The sequence below is a fragment of the Nitritalea sp. genome (assembly GCF_054166705.1).
In genome coordinates, this window is sequence record NZ_JBSZCV010000015.1 from 352,787 (window position 1) to 369,578 (window position 16,792).

General features: G+C 46.7%; 15 protein-coding genes. 7 read left to right on the forward strand and 8 right to left on the reverse strand.

The window, feature by feature from the left end:
* Nucleotides 1–13 precede the first annotated feature (13 nt).
* Genes ACXIT9_RS11425 through ACXIT9_RS11445 form a run of 5 tightly spaced genes read right to left on the reverse strand, consistent with a single transcriptional unit; the run spans nucleotide 14 to nucleotide 3,772 of the window.
* Entirely contained in the window at nucleotides 14–1,576 is a 1,563-nt protein-coding gene (locus ACXIT9_RS11425; protein WP_458056362.1) for an NFACT RNA binding domain-containing protein, read from the reverse strand.
* A gap of 2 nt (nucleotides 1,577–1,578) precedes the next feature.
* Nucleotides 1,579–2,343, reverse strand: a complete 765-nt coding sequence (locus ACXIT9_RS11430) for an MBL fold metallo-hydrolase (protein WP_458056363.1) — start codon at nucleotides 2,341–2,343, stop codon at nucleotides 1,579–1,581.
* Nucleotides 2,340–2,618, reverse strand: a complete 279-nt coding sequence (locus tag ACXIT9_RS11435; RefSeq protein WP_458056364.1) for a hypothetical protein — start codon at nucleotides 2,616–2,618, stop codon at nucleotides 2,340–2,342. The genes ACXIT9_RS11430 and ACXIT9_RS11435 overlap by 4 nt, the downstream gene beginning before the upstream one ends.
* Before the next feature lie 8 nt (nucleotides 2,619–2,626).
* On the reverse strand, nucleotides 2,627–3,004 hold the full coding sequence (locus ACXIT9_RS11440) for a response regulator (RefSeq protein ID WP_458056365.1): 378 nt from the start codon (nucleotides 3,002–3,004) through the stop codon (nucleotides 2,627–2,629).
* On the reverse strand, nucleotides 3,005–3,772 hold the full coding sequence (locus ACXIT9_RS11445) for an Hpt domain-containing response regulator (RefSeq protein ID WP_458056366.1): 768 nt from the start codon (nucleotides 3,770–3,772) through the stop codon (nucleotides 3,005–3,007). It lies immediately after the preceding gene.
* Nucleotides 3,773–3,793: 21 nt separating this feature from the next.
* On the opposite strand from ACXIT9_RS11445, the gene miaA reads away from it, so the two are divergent.
* A complete protein-coding gene (gene miaA, locus ACXIT9_RS11450) occupies nucleotides 3,794–4,732 on the forward strand; it encodes a tRNA (adenosine(37)-N6)-dimethylallyltransferase MiaA (protein ID WP_458056367.1) in 939 nt (312 codons plus the stop codon).
* A gap of 32 nt (nucleotides 4,733–4,764) precedes the next feature.
* On the opposite strand, the gene ACXIT9_RS11455 is transcribed toward miaA, so the two are convergent.
* Nucleotides 4,765–5,127 carry a hypothetical protein gene (locus tag ACXIT9_RS11455; protein WP_458056368.1) on the reverse strand — a complete coding sequence of 121 codons (363 nt, stop codon included), beginning with the start codon at nucleotides 5,125–5,127 and terminating at the stop codon, nucleotides 4,765–4,767.
* A 3-nt stretch (nucleotides 5,128–5,130) separates the two neighbouring features.
* Nucleotides 5,131–6,105, reverse strand: a complete 975-nt coding sequence (gene pfkA, locus ACXIT9_RS11460; protein WP_458056369.1) for a 6-phosphofructokinase — start codon at nucleotides 6,103–6,105, stop codon at nucleotides 5,131–5,133.
* Nucleotides 6,106–6,393: 288 nt separating this feature from the next.
* On the opposite strand from pfkA, the gene ACXIT9_RS11465 reads away from it, so the two are divergent.
* From ACXIT9_RS11465 to ACXIT9_RS11490, 6 genes are all read left to right on the forward strand, one after another.
* Nucleotides 6,394–7,689 (forward strand): acetyl-CoA hydrolase/transferase family protein, encoded by a 1,296-nt coding sequence (locus tag ACXIT9_RS11465; RefSeq protein ID WP_458056370.1) that lies wholly within the window; start codon nucleotides 6,394–6,396, stop codon nucleotides 7,687–7,689.
* Between the two features lie 402 nt (nucleotides 7,690–8,091).
* Entirely contained in the window at nucleotides 8,092–11,379 is a 3,288-nt protein-coding gene (locus ACXIT9_RS11470; protein WP_458056371.1) for a methylmalonyl-CoA mutase family protein, read from the forward strand.
* Nucleotides 11,380–11,435: 56 nt separating this feature from the next.
* The gene (locus tag ACXIT9_RS11475) at nucleotides 11,436–11,849 is read left to right on the forward strand and encodes an OsmC family protein (RefSeq protein WP_458056372.1); all 414 of its coding nucleotides are present in this window, start codon (nucleotides 11,436–11,438) and stop codon (nucleotides 11,847–11,849) included.
* Between the two features lie 2 nt (nucleotides 11,850–11,851).
* Complete coding sequence (locus ACXIT9_RS11480; protein ID WP_458056373.1) at nucleotides 11,852–12,091, forward strand: hypothetical protein; 240 nt, start codon at nucleotides 11,852–11,854, stop codon at nucleotides 12,089–12,091.
* Between the two features lie 23 nt (nucleotides 12,092–12,114).
* Complete coding sequence (locus ACXIT9_RS11485) at nucleotides 12,115–13,113, forward strand: Cache sensor protein (RefSeq protein ID WP_458056374.1); 999 nt, start codon at nucleotides 12,115–12,117, stop codon at nucleotides 13,111–13,113.
* Nucleotides 13,110–15,968 carry a response regulator gene (locus ACXIT9_RS11490; RefSeq protein WP_458056375.1) on the forward strand — a complete coding sequence of 953 codons (2,859 nt, stop codon included), beginning with the start codon at nucleotides 13,110–13,112 and terminating at the stop codon, nucleotides 15,966–15,968. Before ACXIT9_RS11485 ends, ACXIT9_RS11490 begins: the two co-directional genes overlap by 4 nt.
* Before the next feature lie 60 nt (nucleotides 15,969–16,028).
* Here the strand turns inward: ACXIT9_RS11490 and ACXIT9_RS11495 are convergent, their stop codons facing one another.
* The gene (locus tag ACXIT9_RS11495; protein WP_458056376.1) at nucleotides 16,029–16,757 is read right to left on the reverse strand and encodes a DUF2490 domain-containing protein; all 729 of its coding nucleotides are present in this window, start codon (nucleotides 16,755–16,757) and stop codon (nucleotides 16,029–16,031) included.
* Nucleotides 16,758–16,792 lie beyond the last annotated feature (35 nt).

Below are 16,792 nucleotides of genomic sequence, written 5' to 3' on the forward strand. Positions count from 1 at the left end.
TCTTACCAGAGGCTCATTGGGGAGAGAGAGGCTGTACGAGGATCACCTTTTCTCGGTCTACCCTGACAGCTCCTGGGGCACTGCCCTTTACCTTATGTACGTATTTGGCTGGCGTGTAAGCGATCGGTGCGAGGCTTTCCTGCTTGTATTTAGAGTAATATGCTGCCAGTCCAGCTGCATATTCGAGTACATCTTTAGGGAAATTAAGGCCAGAACGGGCCTTAATGAGTACATGGGAGCCGCTCACGTCTTTGGCATGGAGCCATAAATCTTCCTTCCAAGCATAGCGGCGCAGCAGTTCGTCATTGGCTTTAGCTGATTTCCCTACTAAAATTTCAAATCCCTGATGCTCGAAGCGCTTGAAAGGGACACTTTCCGCCTGCTCCCGCTGCTGGCTTCCGAGCTGATTGTCCTTTAGAAAGGCCTTTAGGCTACGGTAATCTTCCAGCTGCTCGAGCTGTTCTATAAACAGGTCGTTCTGCGCGATAAGCTCCTCTTTATCGCTGACATGCTGTTCGATTTGTGCGATTTCCAGGCGGCGGTTTTTTGCTTTTTTGTATCTGAGCTCGGCTTGTTTTTGGGGACTCAGGCCTTGCTTAAGCTTAAAGACCTCTTCCTGTCCGCTATAAAAGTTAAACAAGCGCACTTCGGTCTCGTTTCCGCTAAGCTGGTGTAAATTAGCCATTAGTACGTCGGCTTCTTCTTGAGGGGAGCGCCCTTCCACCAGTTCCTTCAGGCGCTGTCTATTTTTGGCGATGTAGGCCTGCGACTTTTTGTTTTGACCCTGAAAATGTTTGATCCACTGCCCCCGTTCTTTTTCGAAGGCGCGAATGGCTACCCGATACTTAAAAAGCATGCGGCAGGCCTCGAGGGCCTCACTGGTCTGAAATAAGGGTTTTTCCACAGGCAGCATGCTAAGCACAAAGTCTTCATGCTCCTGCATAATGCTAAAGAGCGGCACGCTAAGCATATCTAACAGCTCCTGGAGGAGCTCCCATTTTTCATCGACAGAAGCGTCTGGATATCCTCTTTCTTTTAGCCACTGGCGAGGGATTTTGCCCAGAGTGGGCAAAAACTGGCCCGCATGGCCACCTAAAGCATTAAAATGTTCCCTGCTTAGGTCTAATTCCTTTGAAAAATGGTGTAGAGGAACCTCATGGTCCTCTTTTAGCTCATTGCGGAAGAGTAGCTGCGCGGCGGGAGCGTCGGCGGACTCGAAAAAGAGTACATTAGCCCGGGTGCCGTGAAGCTTAAAAAGGAGCACCGATCCCCCACTAAGTAGCAGTTGAAAGGCCCGCTCATGCGGCATGGCCGCTACATCTTCGATGTTTTTTTCCAGCAAAGGAGAAAATAAGTTGATGGTATTACGTTTTCCTCGATGGAAGGTGTCGGGAAAGTCCATACACGCCACACTCGGCAGAAAATTAGCGCGGATAAAGCGCTCCCCAGAAGGACCGCCTGTGCCGATGATCAGTTCATCTTTGTTTTGGGAAAAACAAGCGTTTATCTGTTGTCCGACGAGAATTTCTCGCAGCTCCGGCACGAGAAATTCTAGAAAATAGCGGTTGAAGTGCATGCTTAGGGGATTGAAACGCTGAGCCCATCGTAGGCAAGGCGTACGTGTGGAGGCAGCATGGCTTCCACCTCTCGATGGGTGCCCAGTTTATGGGAAATATGGGTGAAGTAAGCTTGCTCCACCTCGAGATCTTCTACCAGCGCGAGTGCCTCTGTTAAGGTAAAGTGGGAGATATGCGGAGTACGCTGTAAGGCATTCACCACGAGAACTTTACTGCCCCTGACTTTTTTTAATTCCTTCTCTGAGATATAGTTAGCATCTGTGATGTAGGTGAAGTCTCCGATTCGAAAGGCCTTCACGGGCAGTTTATAGTGCATGACCTCGATCGGTGTGATGGGTACGCCTGCGGCCAAAAAAGGGGCTTCATCGATCGTTTCAGGGGCTACAGACGGGACGCCGGGGTATTTAATCGCCTCGAACACATAGGCGAACTCGCGTTGAATTTGTTTTAACACATCCGCAGTAGCAAAAATGGGCATGTCTTGCTTTTGCTTAAAATTAAACGAGCGGATATCATCCATTCCTGCTGTATGGTCTTTATGAGCATGCGTAAAAAGTACGGCATCTAATTGTTGCACGCGGTTTTGCAGCATCTGCTGCCGAAAATCGGGCCCTGTATCGATCACAAGTGTTTTTCCTTGGACCTCCAGCAGTAAGGAGCTTCTGAGGCGCTTATCGCGGAAGTCTAGGGAGCTGCAGACCGGACAGTCACAGGTAATAACGGGAACCCCTTGAGAGGTTCCCGTCCCTAAAAATGTAATCTTCAAAGTTTCAGTACAGTTTGTTTGATTTCAGAAAGAAAAGCCTGCATTTTTTTATCTGTCACGGTAGCAGGATCTAGATCTAACTCCTTTAAGATATCCAGTAGCGTATTTATTTTTCCCTCTAGCGTATAATACTTGTTAACGATCACAATCTTGTTTTCGTTCAAGATACAATACCCCGATTTAAAGCTTCCTTTTTCATACCGGAGATGATAGGCAGAAGCGGCAAAAATACTTTCTAATTTATCTAGGTAGGCTTTGGTATACCGTACGGGCATGAAGAAATTTATTTGGTCAAGTGTTTCTTCACCGTGGCGAGCAGCAGATCATAGTCGAGTGGTTTTTGGATATAGTCATCCAGCCCAGCAGCTTTAAAGTCATCCAAGGTGTAGTTTTTATAATTTCCTGTTATGGCTACGATAGGAATTTGAGATTTTTCTGGCTTACCTAATTTTCGTATTTCCTGCGTACAAGAAATTCCATCCATGATAGGCATGTTAATATCCATTAGAATAAGATCGAAGTCTTCATTCTCAAGCTTTTTTAAAACTTGCGCACCATTTTTTACGGCGGTGATGTGATACTTTTCGAAGGCCAGAACATTTTTAGTAAGGTTAATGATAACGGAACTATCCTCGGCTACTAAAATTCTTTTACTTTCCATTTACGTAGATGCTTGGTTTTGTGTGCTTAATAAATGCTGTTTAAAGTGCTGTACCTTCTCTTTCAGACGGTCTGTTTGGGCACTCACCTTGTCAAAAATGCCTTTTTTAATACTATTTTCAAAATCTTTCGTGAAAATAAAAATATCTGTGGCCCCCAGTGTTCCTGAATTTCCTTTAATGATGTGGAGCTTTTCTCCGATTACTAAAAATTCTTCCCGCACACATGCCTCTTCGATATCGACCAGTAGACGTTCACATTCATCGATAAAATCAAAATACACCATCCGGATATTTTGCTCGGTATTGTATTTTAAAAGTTGCTGCCAAACTTTTTCATCCAGTACCACTGCATGCGCACTACTTAAATTTTCTTCCCTCCTTTGAATTAACTCCTCCGCTGGAGCCAAGTGAAATGCGATACACTCTAAAAGTACTTTCGGCTTTACCGGCTTGGGTATAAAGTCATGGAAGCCAGTGGACAAGAAATAGGCCTTATCCGTCTCGTCAGCGAATGCAGATACGGCAATAATAGGGCATTCGGTTAACTGCTCCTTCTGTATAACACCCAGCGCTGTAATGCCATCCATCACGGGCATCTGTATATCCATGAGGACAAGATCTACTTTCTCTACTCGTAGCAAGTCGATGGCCTGCTGCCCATCTTCAGCTGAGCGAATTTCGTATAGCTGGCCGACGATATGTTCGAAAACCTTTCGATTAAGTAGGTTGTCGTCTACTATGAGTATTTTTTTTGTTTGGCCGTCCATTTATTCTATAAATTTATCCCCATGAAAGATGATGTCCTCAATAAAACTTTAAAGCCGATACTCATCACGGTGGTGGGGCCTACTGCTGTAGGCAAAACATCCCTATGCATCGCATTGGCTGAAAAACTTCGTGTTCCCATACTTTCCGCCGACAGTAGGCAGTTTTTTCAGGAAATGGAAATCGGTACCGCGAAACCTTCTCCCGAGGAACGCCTGAAAGTAACGCATTATTTCGTAGATCACAAGTCTATACATGACGCGTACGACGTGAATTTGTTTGAAAAAGAAGTCCTAAATTTTATGGATGCTTATTACAAACAGGAGAAGGTTTTGCTGCTTACGGGTGGCTCAGGACTTTATGTCGATGCCATCACGAAGGGATTCGATCCGATTCCAGCCGTACCTCCTCATTTTCGAGAACAGGCCCAACAGCTTTTTCAGTCGGGAGGGATCGCTGTCCTGCAGCAGGAGCTACGCGAGCTGGACCCCACATATGCGGCAGAAGTAGATATGCAGAATCCCCAGCGCCTCATGCGGGCGCTTGAAGTCTGCTGGGGAACCGGACTTCCCTATTCTGGCTTTCGCCAGAAGCAACTGCCCGAGCGGCCTTTTCGCACCATTAAAATCGGCTTAGAGCGTCCGCGTGAGGAGTTGTATGCACGGATCGACCAGCGCATGGACCTGATGCTAGAAGCGGGACTCTTACGTGAGGTGGAGGCACTCTATCCTTTTCGGAGCTTAAACGCGCTGCAAACAGTAGGATATACGGAGCTCTTTGCATACCTAGACGGTCAATATCCTTATGAGGAAGCTGTGCGTCTACTAAAAAGAAATTCGCGTAGGTATGCCAAGCGGCAGCTTACCTGGTTTCGTCGCGATCCAGACACCCGGTGGTTTCATCCGGACGCATTCGAGGAAATTTTTAGGTTTATCGAACAACAAATGGCAGCACCCGCGTAAGGAGTGCTGCCCATACCTGATAAAAGGGCCATTTACGCGAACTGCGGACGTGCCCGAAAACCAAAAATTTTAGCCACGAAGCTGTAAGGGCGTTTTTTGACCAATTTATTGTAGGCCCGAACCTCCAGTTGGTAGGTTTTGTGCGCTTGCGTAAATTGCGCGAGGAGCGCCTGATCAAAGCTATTTTTTTTATCCGTCTTTAGGGAAGGGAAAAAACCAGAAGGATGCTGCGTCTCTCCATAGAGCTGGGTGAAGCGTAGGCTTCGCGCGGCAGCGCTCATCTGCAGCTCTAACTCCTCTAGCGTCTTATTCCGCTGTGCCAGATAAATACGTACCGTTAAGATAAACAGCAAGGAGGCGCCGCCTACCACAATCATAATCGGTAAAAACCCCATAAATTAGATGCTCAAGATTTCGATTAACTTTAGGTGATCGTCTTTTAGAACTTTCTTCTTCGTGATACAGTCGTGGAAGTCTGTGTAACACACCTCCCCATTTACTACCCCTGCCATCACACGTTTTTGTCCCTGAAGAAGGCCCTCTACTGCGGCCATGCCACATCTAGAACCTAAAACACGATCTCGGGCTGTAGGGTTTCCGCCGCGCTGAATATGGCCGAGAGTGGTTACTTTAAACTCTTTTTCAGGGTCGTTAATGGAGGTCTTTACTTCCTGCATGATCTGTTCAGCAGAGCCAGCGTCATCGCCTTCTGCTACCACGATGATGCTGGAGCTTTTCGATTTGCGCAGGTTTTTAAATGTTTTAATGAGTGCCTTCAATTCCGTTTTTTGTTCAGGGACGAGCACAAATTCTGCACCCCCTCCTATACCACACTCCACGGCGATGTAGCCTGAATCTCGTCCCATCACTTCGATAAAAAAGATCCGATCGTGTGCCGCCGCCGTGTCGCGAATTTTATCGATGGCTTCCAGTGCCGTGTTCACTGCCGTATCGAAACCGATGGTGTAGTCGGTGCCATAAATATCATTATCGATCGTTCCTGGGCAGCCCACCACAGGAATGCCGTATTCCTCATGAAAGATTTTAGCCCCTGTAAACGTTCCATCCCCGCCGATGGCAATAAGCCCTTCGATGCCCTGCGCTTGAAGGTTCGAATAGGCGATACGGCGCCCCTCGGCCGTTCTAAAGTCCTCACTCCGTGCTGACTTCAAGATCGTTCCGCCGCGCTGGATAATATTGCTTACGGAGTGAGACTGCATTCTTTTGATATTGCCTTTCATCATGCCCTCGTAGCCATAATTTATACCATAGACTTCGATGCCATGGTAAATCGCCGTACGGACTACGGCGCGGATACAAGCGTTCATTCCGGGAGCATCACCCCCAGAGGTAAAAACCGCGATTTTTTTCATGAATAGCCTTTAGGTTTTTTTAAAATAGGTTGAGTCGGCCTGCGCCGTTCCAAAAGTACAAAAATAACAGCAGAGCGCCCGATTAGTTTCCATACTTAACGGAGGCTTCATCTAGATTGGTTCTTTTTACCTTCTTTTCTCCGCCAAAGAAACTACAGGAGATGTGTGAAGGCTACAAAATGGAAACTCTTTAGGGATTACTTCGTTTTCGAGAGTACCTGATGGTGTCACTTAAGGCGCGTTTCATGGTGTTTTGTTATTTTTATTCGTGTGTAAAATCAACTGTATATGTCTGCTATTTTTACAGAAGCCGCACATGTGGTGGCCTCGATCAAGTCGGGAGATCGTGTCTTTATTCATGGAAGTGCTGCTACCCCGCATCATTTACTTCGCGCCCTCGCTGCCCGAAGTGCCGAGCTTAAAGGAGTCGAAATCGTCTCCATTTCCACCTTAGGAGCAATGCCACTTACGGAAGTAAAACAAAATGATGCCTTCTTTATAAATTCTCTATTCGTCTCTGAAAATGTCCGCCAGGCGGTTAATAGTGCACAAGGTGGCTATGTGCCGGTTTTCTTGAGTGAGATCGGGCAGCTGTTCCGTTCCGGTATATTGGAGCCGGATGTGGCCATCGTTCACGTTTCGGAACCAGATCAGCATGGCTACTGCAGCTTGGGGGTGTCAGCGGATATCGCCATCCCTGCCGTGGAAACAGCTAAAATCGTTTTGGCGCAGGTCAACAAGCAGATGCCGCGTACCCATGGGGCTGGCCATATTCACATGAGTCGCATACATGCCTTTGTGGAGATCGACGAATCGCTTCCAGAGGTAGATTATAGCCAAAAAATAAGTGAAAAAGAGGAAAAAATAGGGGCCTACATCGCCGAGTTGATCGAAGATCGCTCCACCCTACAGATGGGCATCGGCGGTATCCCGGACGCGACCTTACGTGCACTTTCCCAGCATAAAGACCTGGGTATTCATACTGAAATGTTCTCCAATGGCCTACTTCCGCTCATCCAGTCGGGCGTGGTGACGAATGCATATAAGAAAAAGCATCCCGGTAAGGTCGTCACTGCCTTTGCCATCGGCAATCGCGAACTTTATAATTTCCTTCACGATAATCCACTCTTTTCTTTTCAGGAGGCAGCCTATGTAAACGACACCTCCGTAATCCGTAAAAATCCGAAAGTAGTTTCCATCAACTCCTGCTTGGAGCTAGATCTTACGGGCCAAGTATGTGCAGACTCCATCGGGAGCTATCATTATTCTGGAGTCGGCGGGCAGATGGATTTTATGCGCGGCGCGGCCCTATCGAAAGGCGGGAAGCCCATCATGGCGCTTGCTTCGACTACACGGAAAGGGGAGAGTAAGATCAATCCATTCCTGCGTACAGGGGCGGGGGTAGTGACTACACGGGCACACATGCACTATGTGGTGACAGAATATGGTGTGGCCTACTTGTATGGTAAAAACTTACGCCAGCGCGCCTATGCCTTGATGGAAATCGCACACCCCGACCATCGGGAAAACCTGGAGCGGGAAATCGTAGCCCGATTTGGTTCTTATAAGTATACGTTTCGTTAAATAAGGGACTAAAGTACTAGAATGGAGGTACTTGCTCTTTAGGAGTGAGTCCTCCATTTTTTTTTGCGCCGGGGCGCAAGTTATACGGCCGCTCTATCGATGTCTATACAGCCGTTTATTTATCTACTTTAAGCTGCGTTTTCTTTCAGAATATTTTTAGTTTACACCTAAAACAAGTGCGAGCGGAATAATCTTTTGCTAGCTTTCTGTAGGAGGGGTTTCTCTCTAAGCATAAATTGCTTATATTCGCAAGATAGCCGGCAGGCTCCCCACTTACGGGGGCATCTAAGAAAAATATAGCTTTATCATACAGTGACGCAAGAAATCTATAAACCCAAAAATCACATCCGAATTGTGACAGCGGCCTCGCTTTTTGATGGCCACGACGCTGCGATAAACATCATGCGGCGAATCATCCAAGCGACTGGCTGTGAGGTCATTCACCTAGGGCATAACCGCTCGGTGCAGGAGATCGTGGACTGTGCCATCCAGGAAGATGTGCAGGCCATCGCTATCACCTCCTATCAGGGAGGGCATGTGGAGTATTTCAAGTATATGTTTGACTTACTACAGGAGAGAGGCGCCGCTCATATCCGGCTTTTTGGTGGTGGTGGAGGCACGATTTTGCCCACCGAAATCGAGGAGTTGCATGCCTATGGCATCGCGCGTATTTACTCTCCCGATGATGGCCGCTCCATGGGGCTTCAGGGCATGATTAATCACCTGGTGCAGACGGCGGATTTCCCTGTGGGAGATCAGGTGCAGGATTTAGCGGCGCTGCCGCAAAAGGAGGACAAGGTCCGAATCGCACGCCTTATTTCTGCTGCGGAGAATTTTCCGGAACAGTCTGCTGCCCTTTTAAAGCAGGTACGCGAGGCAGCTAAGGCTGCGAAAACGCCTGTCCTGGGCATCACAGGTACCGGCGGAGCAGGGAAGTCTTCTTTGGTAGATGAACTAGTACGTCGCTTTTTGTTGGATTTCGAAGACAAGCATCTGGCGATCATATCAGTGGACCCTTCCAAGCGTAAAACAGGAGGGGCACTTTTGGGGGATAGAATCCGCATGAATGCCATAAATCATCCCCGCGTGTACATGCGCTCTCTGGCGACACGGCAGTCCAACCTAGCGCTATCTAAGTATGTGCAGGATGCAGTAGATGTGGTGAAGGCTGCAAATTTCGATTTGATCATACTTGAAACATCCGGCATCGGGCAGTCAGATACGGAAATTATCGAACACTCTGATCTTTCCCTCTACGTGATGACGCCAGAATATGGAGCAGCCACGCAGCTGGAAAAAATCGATATGTTGGATTTCGCCGACGTCATCGCGCTAAATAAATTCGACAAGCGCGGAGCACTCGATGCGATCCGTGATGTGAAAAAACAGTATAAGCGCAATCATAACCTTTGGGACACTCCAGACGAGGAGCTTCCTGTCTATGGAACCATCGCCTCTCAGTTTAATGATCCGGGCATGAATCACCTGTATCGTGCGCTGATGGAGACTGTGGTGGCCAAAACGGGCGCTCCTCTTCAGACTAGCTTTCAGGTGAGCAACGAGATGTCCGAAAAAATTTATATCATTCCGCCGGCACGTACCCGGTACCTCTCCGAGATTTCCGAGACGAACCGGAAGTATGGGCAGTGGGTAGAGGAGCAGAAAGAAGTAGCTCAAAAGCTATACAGTATCCATAAAAGTATCGAGACCATTCAGCACTCCGGCGTAGCGGATTCTGATCGCCTGGTGAAAGAGCTTCAGGAGGTATATGCACAGGTCGAGCTCAACCTAGACCCTAAGAACAAAAAATGGCTAGAGGAGTGGGACACAGAAAAGGCGCGTTACTCGGACGATTTTTACGTTTTCCAGGTACGTGATAAAGAAATTAAAGTACAGACCTACACGAAAAGTTTAGCGGGTAGCCACATTCCGAAGGTGGTGCTTCCGCGCTACGAAGCTTGGGGCGACCTGCTGAAGTGGGGGCTGACAGAAAATGTACCGGGCAAGTTTCCCTTTGCCGCAGGCGTCTTCCCTTTTAAGCGGGAAGGAGAAGATCCCACGCGTATGTTCGCAGGGGAAGGGGGTCCTGAGCGGACCAATAAGCGTTTCCATTATGTATCGAAGGGCATGCCTGCCAAGCGCTTGTCGACGGCTTTCGACTCTGTAACCCTCTATGGAGAGGATCCTGATTATCGTCCGGATATCTACGGAAAAATCGGTAATTCTGGAGTAAATGTTAGCTGTCTCGATGATGCCAAAAAGCTGTACAGTGGTTTTGACCTTTGTGCGGCCAGCACCTCCGTGTCCATGACCATCAATGGCCCTGCGGCGGCAATGACGGCATTTTTCATGAATGCGGCCATCGATCAGCAGTGTGAGCTTTATATCCATGCCAATGGCCTGGAGGCAGAAGTGGAGGCGAAGATAGCGACGATTTATGCAGAGAAAGGCGTCCCGCGGCCACGCTATAATGCTACCATTCCAGAAGGGCACGATGGTTTAGGTTTGTTCCTGTTAGGGGTGACCGGGGATCAGGTGTTGCCTGCCGAGGTGTACGCGAAAATCAAGGCTGAGACGATGGCGAAGGTGCGTGGAACCGTTCAAGCAGACATTTTAAAGGAGGATCAGGCGCAAAATACCTGTATTTTTTCCACGGAGTTTTCACTCCGCGTAATGGGGGATATGCAGCAGTATTTTATCGATCATGCCATCCGTAATTTTTATTCCGTATCCATTTCAGGATACCATATCGCAGAGGCTGGGGCGAACCCGATTACCCAGTTGGCACTGACGCTTTCGAATGGCTTTACCTTCGTGGAGTATTATGCGTCGCGCGGGATGGATATTAATAAGTTCGCGCCGAACCTATCCTTCTTTTTCTCGAATGGGATCGATCCGGAGTATGCGGTGATCGGGCGTGTGGCCAGGAGAATTTGGGCGAAAGCCATGAAGCTAAAATATGGGGCAAATGAGCGTAGCCAAATGCTCAAGTACCATATCCAGACCTCTGGGCGCTCGCTACACGCACAGGAAATCGATTTTAATGATATTCGCACCACGCTGCAGGCCTTGTATGCGATTTATGACAACTGTAACTCGCTGCATACCAATGCTTACGATGAGGCCATTACGACGCCTACGGAGGCTTCGGTCCGTCGTGCGATGGCGATACAGCTTATTATCAATAAAGAGCTGGGCCTAGCTAAAAATGAAAATCCACTTCAGGGGGCCTTTATTATCGAGGAGCTTACCGACCTAGTGGAAGAGGCGGTGTATACGGAATTCGATCGCCTAACGGAGCGTGGTGGGGTTTTAGGTGCTATGGAGACCATGTATCAGCGTGGTAAAATCCAAGAGGAAAGCTTGTATTACGAGACGCTTAAGCACACGGGAGAGTATCCGATTATCGGGGTCAATACGTTCTTGAGCGCTGAGGGTTCTCCTACGGTGATACCGGGTGAAGTGATTCGGGCTCATAAGGAGGAAAAGGAGTATCAGATCGAGATGTTAGGCTTTCTGCATCAGCGGAATAAGGAGCAGGCGGAGGAGATGCTGAACGAATTACGCCACCGCGCTGTTCAAAACCAGAATATCTTCGAGGGACTCATGGAGGCAGCGAAGTACTGTTCTCTAGGTCAGCTGACCCAGGCACTTTATGAGGTCGGAGGTCAGTACCGCAGAAATATGTAAGATAATTTCAAGGCCTCGGGGATTTTCTTCGAGGCCTTTTTTAGAGAAAAAAAATTATGGCGACAAGACAAGTGGAGGTCCGTATGCAGTCGGACTATGCCTATGAGGCAAAAAACGATCAAGGTATCCGTGTACCCATCGATATGTTGGCACCTGAGGAAAAACAGGCCCAGAGCCCGATGGATCTTTTGCTTTCTGCAGTAGGGGGCTGTGCCTCAGTGGATGCGGTACTCATGATGCGCAAGAAGCGGCGGGAGATTACAGATTTTTCTGTTCAGGTAAAGGGAGAGCGGCATGAGGGCATTCCTGCCTATTATGAAAAGATCCACATGCATTTCGTGTTAGTGTCGCCAGATGCGACGGCTGAGGAGTTCGAAAAGGTGGTGCGTCTCTCGGTGGACAAGTACTGCTCCGTGTCTGCGAGTTTAAAATCAGAAATATCCTTTTCTTCAGAAGTAAAGAAACCGTAAGTATGCGCGTAGTAAAAGAATTCACGCAGGACGATATCCGGATCAGCATCTTTTCCTGGAACAATAAATACATCATCAAGTATGAGCTAGGCCCCTTAGAGCAAACGTATAAGGTGTCCGAGCTGGATATTTTAGAGGAAAAAGAGCTAGAAGGCTTCCTGGCAGCACCTTTTTTAGATGCCGTGAAAAATAATTTTGAGGTAATGGGAGAAAAACTTCGATTTCAATTAGAAAATGGCTAGATTTAGTCATTTGTTATGAAATTATGCGATTAAGTTGTTGGTATTTCGGTTGGTTTCTTTTTCTAATTCTTGTAGCATGTAATCCGGGGGAAAAGCAGGAGGAGGTCTCGGCGGCAGAAAGATTTGCAGCGTCTTTTTATACGCAGCTTATCGAGCTGGAGCGTGCGATGGTGGGTTTATCCTTAGTAGCGGAGGAAGTAATAGAAAATGCGCCTCCATTTTCAGAACAAGAGTTACGCGTGAAGTATGACTTGGGAAAGCATTATTTTAATACCTTACCCCGAGCAGATACTTCGGAAAGTTCACTTTATGTTTCGGCACTAGCCCGGGATAAAATCCGCAGTTTTGAGTTGCTGGCGCAAACGGAACGCCTGGACAGGCACTTTAAAAATATGCTAAAGGATAGTCCTCTGGTCACTCAGGTGTACCTGAACTCCAAGTATCAGATTAATCGACTTTATCCGCCTTATGAAGCGCAGTCCATGCTAACCGCGGAGTTAGATGTCACCACCTATAATTTCTATTATATGGCGGATGAGTTGAATAATCCTGAAAAAGGCCCTGTTTGGATTCAGGAGGCCTACGTGGATCCTGTCGGCAAGGGGTGGATGGTGAGCCTCTTACACCCTGTTTATCGAGGTGAGGAGCTGCTCTTTGTACTGGGAGCCGATATCACCATCTCTACTATTATCGAAAATTATTTGCGAGCTACAGATGAGCTTTTACTCATCGTAGATCGAAATGGCGTTTTAGTGGCAGGAAAAGACTCTGCCGTTGAAATGTTTAGCCTACCGCCAATACGTAATTACTCCTATATTCAACCGGTCATACGCGACAGCTTTCGTCCTGAGGCGTATAATCTTTTCCAAAGTAAACAACTTGAGGTTCGACTTCTTGCAGAAACCTTATTTAAGAAAGGTGCTGAAGTCGATGTATTTACCATGGAGGATAAGCAGTTTGAGGTTATAAAAGTACCTTTAGAGAAGTTAAATTGGTTTGTACTTGAGCTTCGCGCCCTATGAAGAGGAAGGTGATAGAAAATAGCAAAGCGGGAAATTTTATCTTCGGAGCACTAGTGGGACTGGTGCTTTTGCTCACGTTCTACCTGGCATTTACTTTTTATCAATCACTTTATGAAAATAATACCTCCAGCACAGGGCAGGTTTACCGGAAGCAAGTAGAGCTGGCAGCAAATGAGCTAGAGAAGGAATTTGGGAATTTTTATGAGGACATGCAGTTTGTACTCAGCATGCTTGATGAAGGTAGCTTAGGTGATAATGACCGGGAGCGCCGGCTGTTAGAAAGGCGTTTGCGAAGAGTATTGACTTCACATTACGATCTGGTCGACTCCCTTATTTTACATGTAAGACAGGATAAGTATCTGTATTTTTTTGATGCGCAAAATAACTTTTATGTAAAAAATGTAAGCGTTTTACCGCCTGCCTCTGGGAAAACAGTTTTAGTAGATCATCAAATGCTACCTGTTCGCTTAGAGGCACGCGTAAGTGTTCGTAATTTTATTCGGCAGCAGCTGAAGTCCTTTTACATCTCTTCGGGATACAAGATCTTTTTTAAAAATGGTCATTTTTATTCGGCTCAAGGAGGGCTTTCTGATGATGAGCTAGAGGATTATGTCTTTTCTGATGATCTGCAACAAGTGATTTTTTCCAATCAATCAAGTGGTCTTCGCGTCTCTCAAGTTGGCATTTTATCTACCCCCGATAGTCAAATTAGCGGTACGGCGCACAGTTATCCCTTTCGTTTATATCCTCTAGTCGATCAGATGGGGCTTGTGTTTTTCCAGCCGCATCAGGGCGTAGTAGCAGGCATCTACAGAGGGTACTGGGCTACGTTTTTAGGTTTTGTTGTGCTCGTCGTGCTCTTTTCTTTACTGATCTATTTTTGGGTAAAAAATTTAGAGAAAAATGCCCGCTTACTATCAGAAAACGCAGCAGAGATTAATGATTTATTTGAAAAGCAGCGGCTACTGCTGCAAGAGTCTAAAGGGTTCATCTATTTTCAGAATCAATATTTTAAATTCACTGGTGTAGGGGAAGAGGTCAAAGAAATCTTTGGCTATACACAGACTGAGTTTATGCTTGGCTTTAAAGATTACCTAGACGATACGACAGTGGAAGACTATGGCCAAGTGTTTCAGCAGGCGATTAAGGAGAGGAAGGAGTCTCTGACCTATGAGTTTTTTATTCGTCATAAAGATGGAAGTGTGCGCCGTGCGCGTACCTTCGAGCGTATTCTCTATAATGAGGAAGGGGCCTTTACAGGTGTGGTAGGACTCTGCTCAGATATTTCCTCTAGATATGCTGTAGAGGAGGCGATGAAATTAGGTGAAGAGCGCCTTCGCTCAGTGCTTCATGCCCTGCCCGACATCATTTTTATCTATGACCAAGACGCCGTATTCATCGATTATTATGTGCAAGACGAGTCGCTTTTGTTATCGCCCGCCGAGAAGAGTTTAGGTAAAAGTATCCGAGAAGTATTGCCCTCCCCATTAAATGAAAAGGTGATGCACACCTTTAAAAAGACCTTAAAAACGGGTAAGCTTCAGACCTTCGAGTTAGAGTCTGATCTGCCTATCGGCAAAAGAATTTTTGAAACGCGATTTTTTATGCTCGATGCGAACCATGTCATCAGCATGGCACGTGACATCACCGGCCAAAAACTTTGGGAAAAGGGCCTTCGTGAGGCAATGGAAGCTGCTGAACAGGCCTCTCGTGCGAAATCTACGTTCTTGGCCAGCATGAGTCATGAAATTCGTACGCCCATGAATGGGCTGCTGGGAGTCCTCAGCCTTTTCGAAAAAACACCACTCACGGAGCAGCAGCGCCAGTATCTCCAAATCATTAAAGAGTCTGGTATCTCCTTGAAAGACATCATTAGCGATGTATTAGATTATTCTAAAATTGAATCCGGTAGGATAGAGCTGCACCCCTCCAACTTTCAAATTCGGGAGGAGATAGCTGGGATTTTCCGTATGTTTAGCCGGCAGGCCGAAGAAAAACAGGTAAAGATGGAGTTTAAAATTGCCGGAACCATACCTGAGACGCTCCATGCAGATAAAGAAAAACTCCGCCAAGTCCTCGTGAATTTAATCGGAAACGGGCTTAAGTTTTCGAAGCCAAATGGTTTTTTACGACTGCGGATTACTTCTGAGCCTATCGTTGGCCAAAATATCGTACTTCTCTTTGAAGTAGAAGACTCAGGTATAGGGATCCCTAATAACCAGATTAAAAAGCTGACAGAGCCCTTCGTCCAAGTACAAAATACCTCTGTGGGAGGGACTGGGCTGGGCCTAGCGATCTCTAAACGCTTAATCGAACTGATGGGCGGTGATCTTGATATCAAAAGTACCCTCGGAAAAGGCTCTATTTTTATGTTTAGTATTTTCGCTCAAGCAGCTACGAAAGAACAGTATACCCGAGTGGAAGTCCCATTACCTTTCGAGGAAGACGACTTCACGAATATGGCCGAAAAATATCCGCTCCGCCTGCTCGTTGTCGAGGATAATGATATCAATCTTAAATATATGCGGCTATTAATGGACCAATTGGGCTATTCCTTCGCTACTGCCCGCGATGGTTTAGAGGCTGTAGAAAAACTTACAGAAAATAGCTATGATGTCATCTTTATGGATATTCAAATGCCACGGATGGATGGCTTTCAGGCAACCAAAAAAATTCGAGAAGAAAATCTAGCTCCCGATGCCTTTATCATCGGCCTTTCGGCCAATGCATTTACAGAGGATATAGAAAAAGCATACAAAGCGGGCATGCACACGTATTTATCCAAACCAGTACGCCCTGATCAAATCGCTAAGCTGTTAAAAGAAAGAGCATTACAACTTGGAGTAAGCCTCTGATGTGGGCCTTCTCGAGCTGTAATGCTCTTTTACACGCTGAACATGCTCATTCTGCGGAAACTACCGCTGTCCGAAAGGCAGGTTGTTGAAGATTACAAATTGCAATTGATTACGCGTGAATAGAGGGTTATTTGTGCTTTGGCGCATAAAACCTACCTCAAAGCGGAGGCGCGGACTCGTCTGGTAGCCGATAGCCCCATAAAGGCGGTTACGATCGAAGATAGCTGGATTATCTTCTTGGTTTGAATTAAGGAATATCTCGTTATACGCCGATAAATACCAAGTATCTTCTCCCATTCTGTTTTTGTTTAAAGGGAAGTTAGCACCCAAGAAATAGCGCCAACGCATTCTGAAGTCATCGTCTCCGAAAAAACGCTGCTCGAAGCGATAACGGTGAATCAAAACCAGACGGCCTACATTCTGGCGACTCCAAAACTGTTGCCATAAGCGATGCTCATCGAAAGCTCGATCCTCTACTACATCTAAAATGCCATCTAGCTCACCAAGTGGACGTGTATGAATGAAGGCATAACCAGCAGAAAGAATATTGTTGTTCTCCGTAAGGTATCGACCTATACCTGTACGAATAAGTAATTGTTCAGTGTTACCAACGAAGTTATAGTTTCGGTACTGAATTTCATTGTGAAACACCCACTTGTTGTTCCCGAAATTCTGGTTGCCGAAATAAATTAACCAGTTACCAGTTTCAGGCACTTGACTGTAGACGGCTCGCTCTCCGGCAAAGAATAGAAGTACGAAGCAAAGTAATCGTAAAATGTATTTTTTCATACAGGCTTAAAGGTGAAAGAAGCGTTTAATGTACA

Coding starts and splice junctions, on each gene's coding strand:
- ACXIT9_RS11425 (WP_458056362.1), bottom strand. CDS start 1,576: ATGCACTTCAACCGCTATTTTCTAGAATTTCTCGTGCCGGAGCTGCGA.
- ACXIT9_RS11465 (WP_458056370.1), top strand. CDS start 6,394: ATGTCTGCTATTTTTACAGAAGCCGCACATGTGGTGGCCTCGATCAAG.
- ACXIT9_RS11475 (WP_458056372.1), top strand. CDS start 11,436: ATGGCGACAAGACAAGTGGAGGTCCGTATGCAGTCGGACTATGCCTAT.
- ACXIT9_RS11495 (WP_458056376.1), bottom strand. CDS start 16,757: ATGAAAAAATACATTTTACGATTACTTTGCTTCGTACTTCTATTCTTT.
- pfkA (WP_458056369.1), bottom strand. CDS start 6,105: ATGAAAAAAATCGCGGTTTTTACCTCTGGGGGTGATGCTCCCGGAATG.
- ACXIT9_RS11485 (WP_458056374.1), top strand. CDS start 12,115: ATGCGATTAAGTTGTTGGTATTTCGGTTGGTTTCTTTTTCTAATTCTT.
- ACXIT9_RS11490 (WP_458056375.1), top strand. CDS start 13,110: ATGAAGAGGAAGGTGATAGAAAATAGCAAAGCGGGAAATTTTATCTTC.
- ACXIT9_RS11435 (WP_458056364.1), bottom strand. CDS start 2,618: ATGCCCGTACGGTATACCAAAGCCTACCTAGATAAATTAGAAAGTATT.
- ACXIT9_RS11440 (WP_458056365.1), bottom strand. CDS start 3,004: ATGGAAAGTAAAAGAATTTTAGTAGCCGAGGATAGTTCCGTTATCATT.
- ACXIT9_RS11480 (WP_458056373.1), top strand. CDS start 11,852: ATGCGCGTAGTAAAAGAATTCACGCAGGACGATATCCGGATCAGCATC.
- ACXIT9_RS11445 (WP_458056366.1), bottom strand. CDS start 3,772: ATGGACGGCCAAACAAAAAAAATACTCATAGTAGACGACAACCTACTT.
- miaA (WP_458056367.1), top strand. CDS start 3,794: ATGAAAGATGATGTCCTCAATAAAACTTTAAAGCCGATACTCATCACG.
- ACXIT9_RS11455 (WP_458056368.1), bottom strand. CDS start 5,127: ATGGGGTTTTTACCGATTATGATTGTGGTAGGCGGCGCCTCCTTGCTG.
- ACXIT9_RS11470 (WP_458056371.1), top strand. CDS start 8,092: ATGCGGCGAATCATCCAAGCGACTGGCTGTGAGGTCATTCACCTAGGG.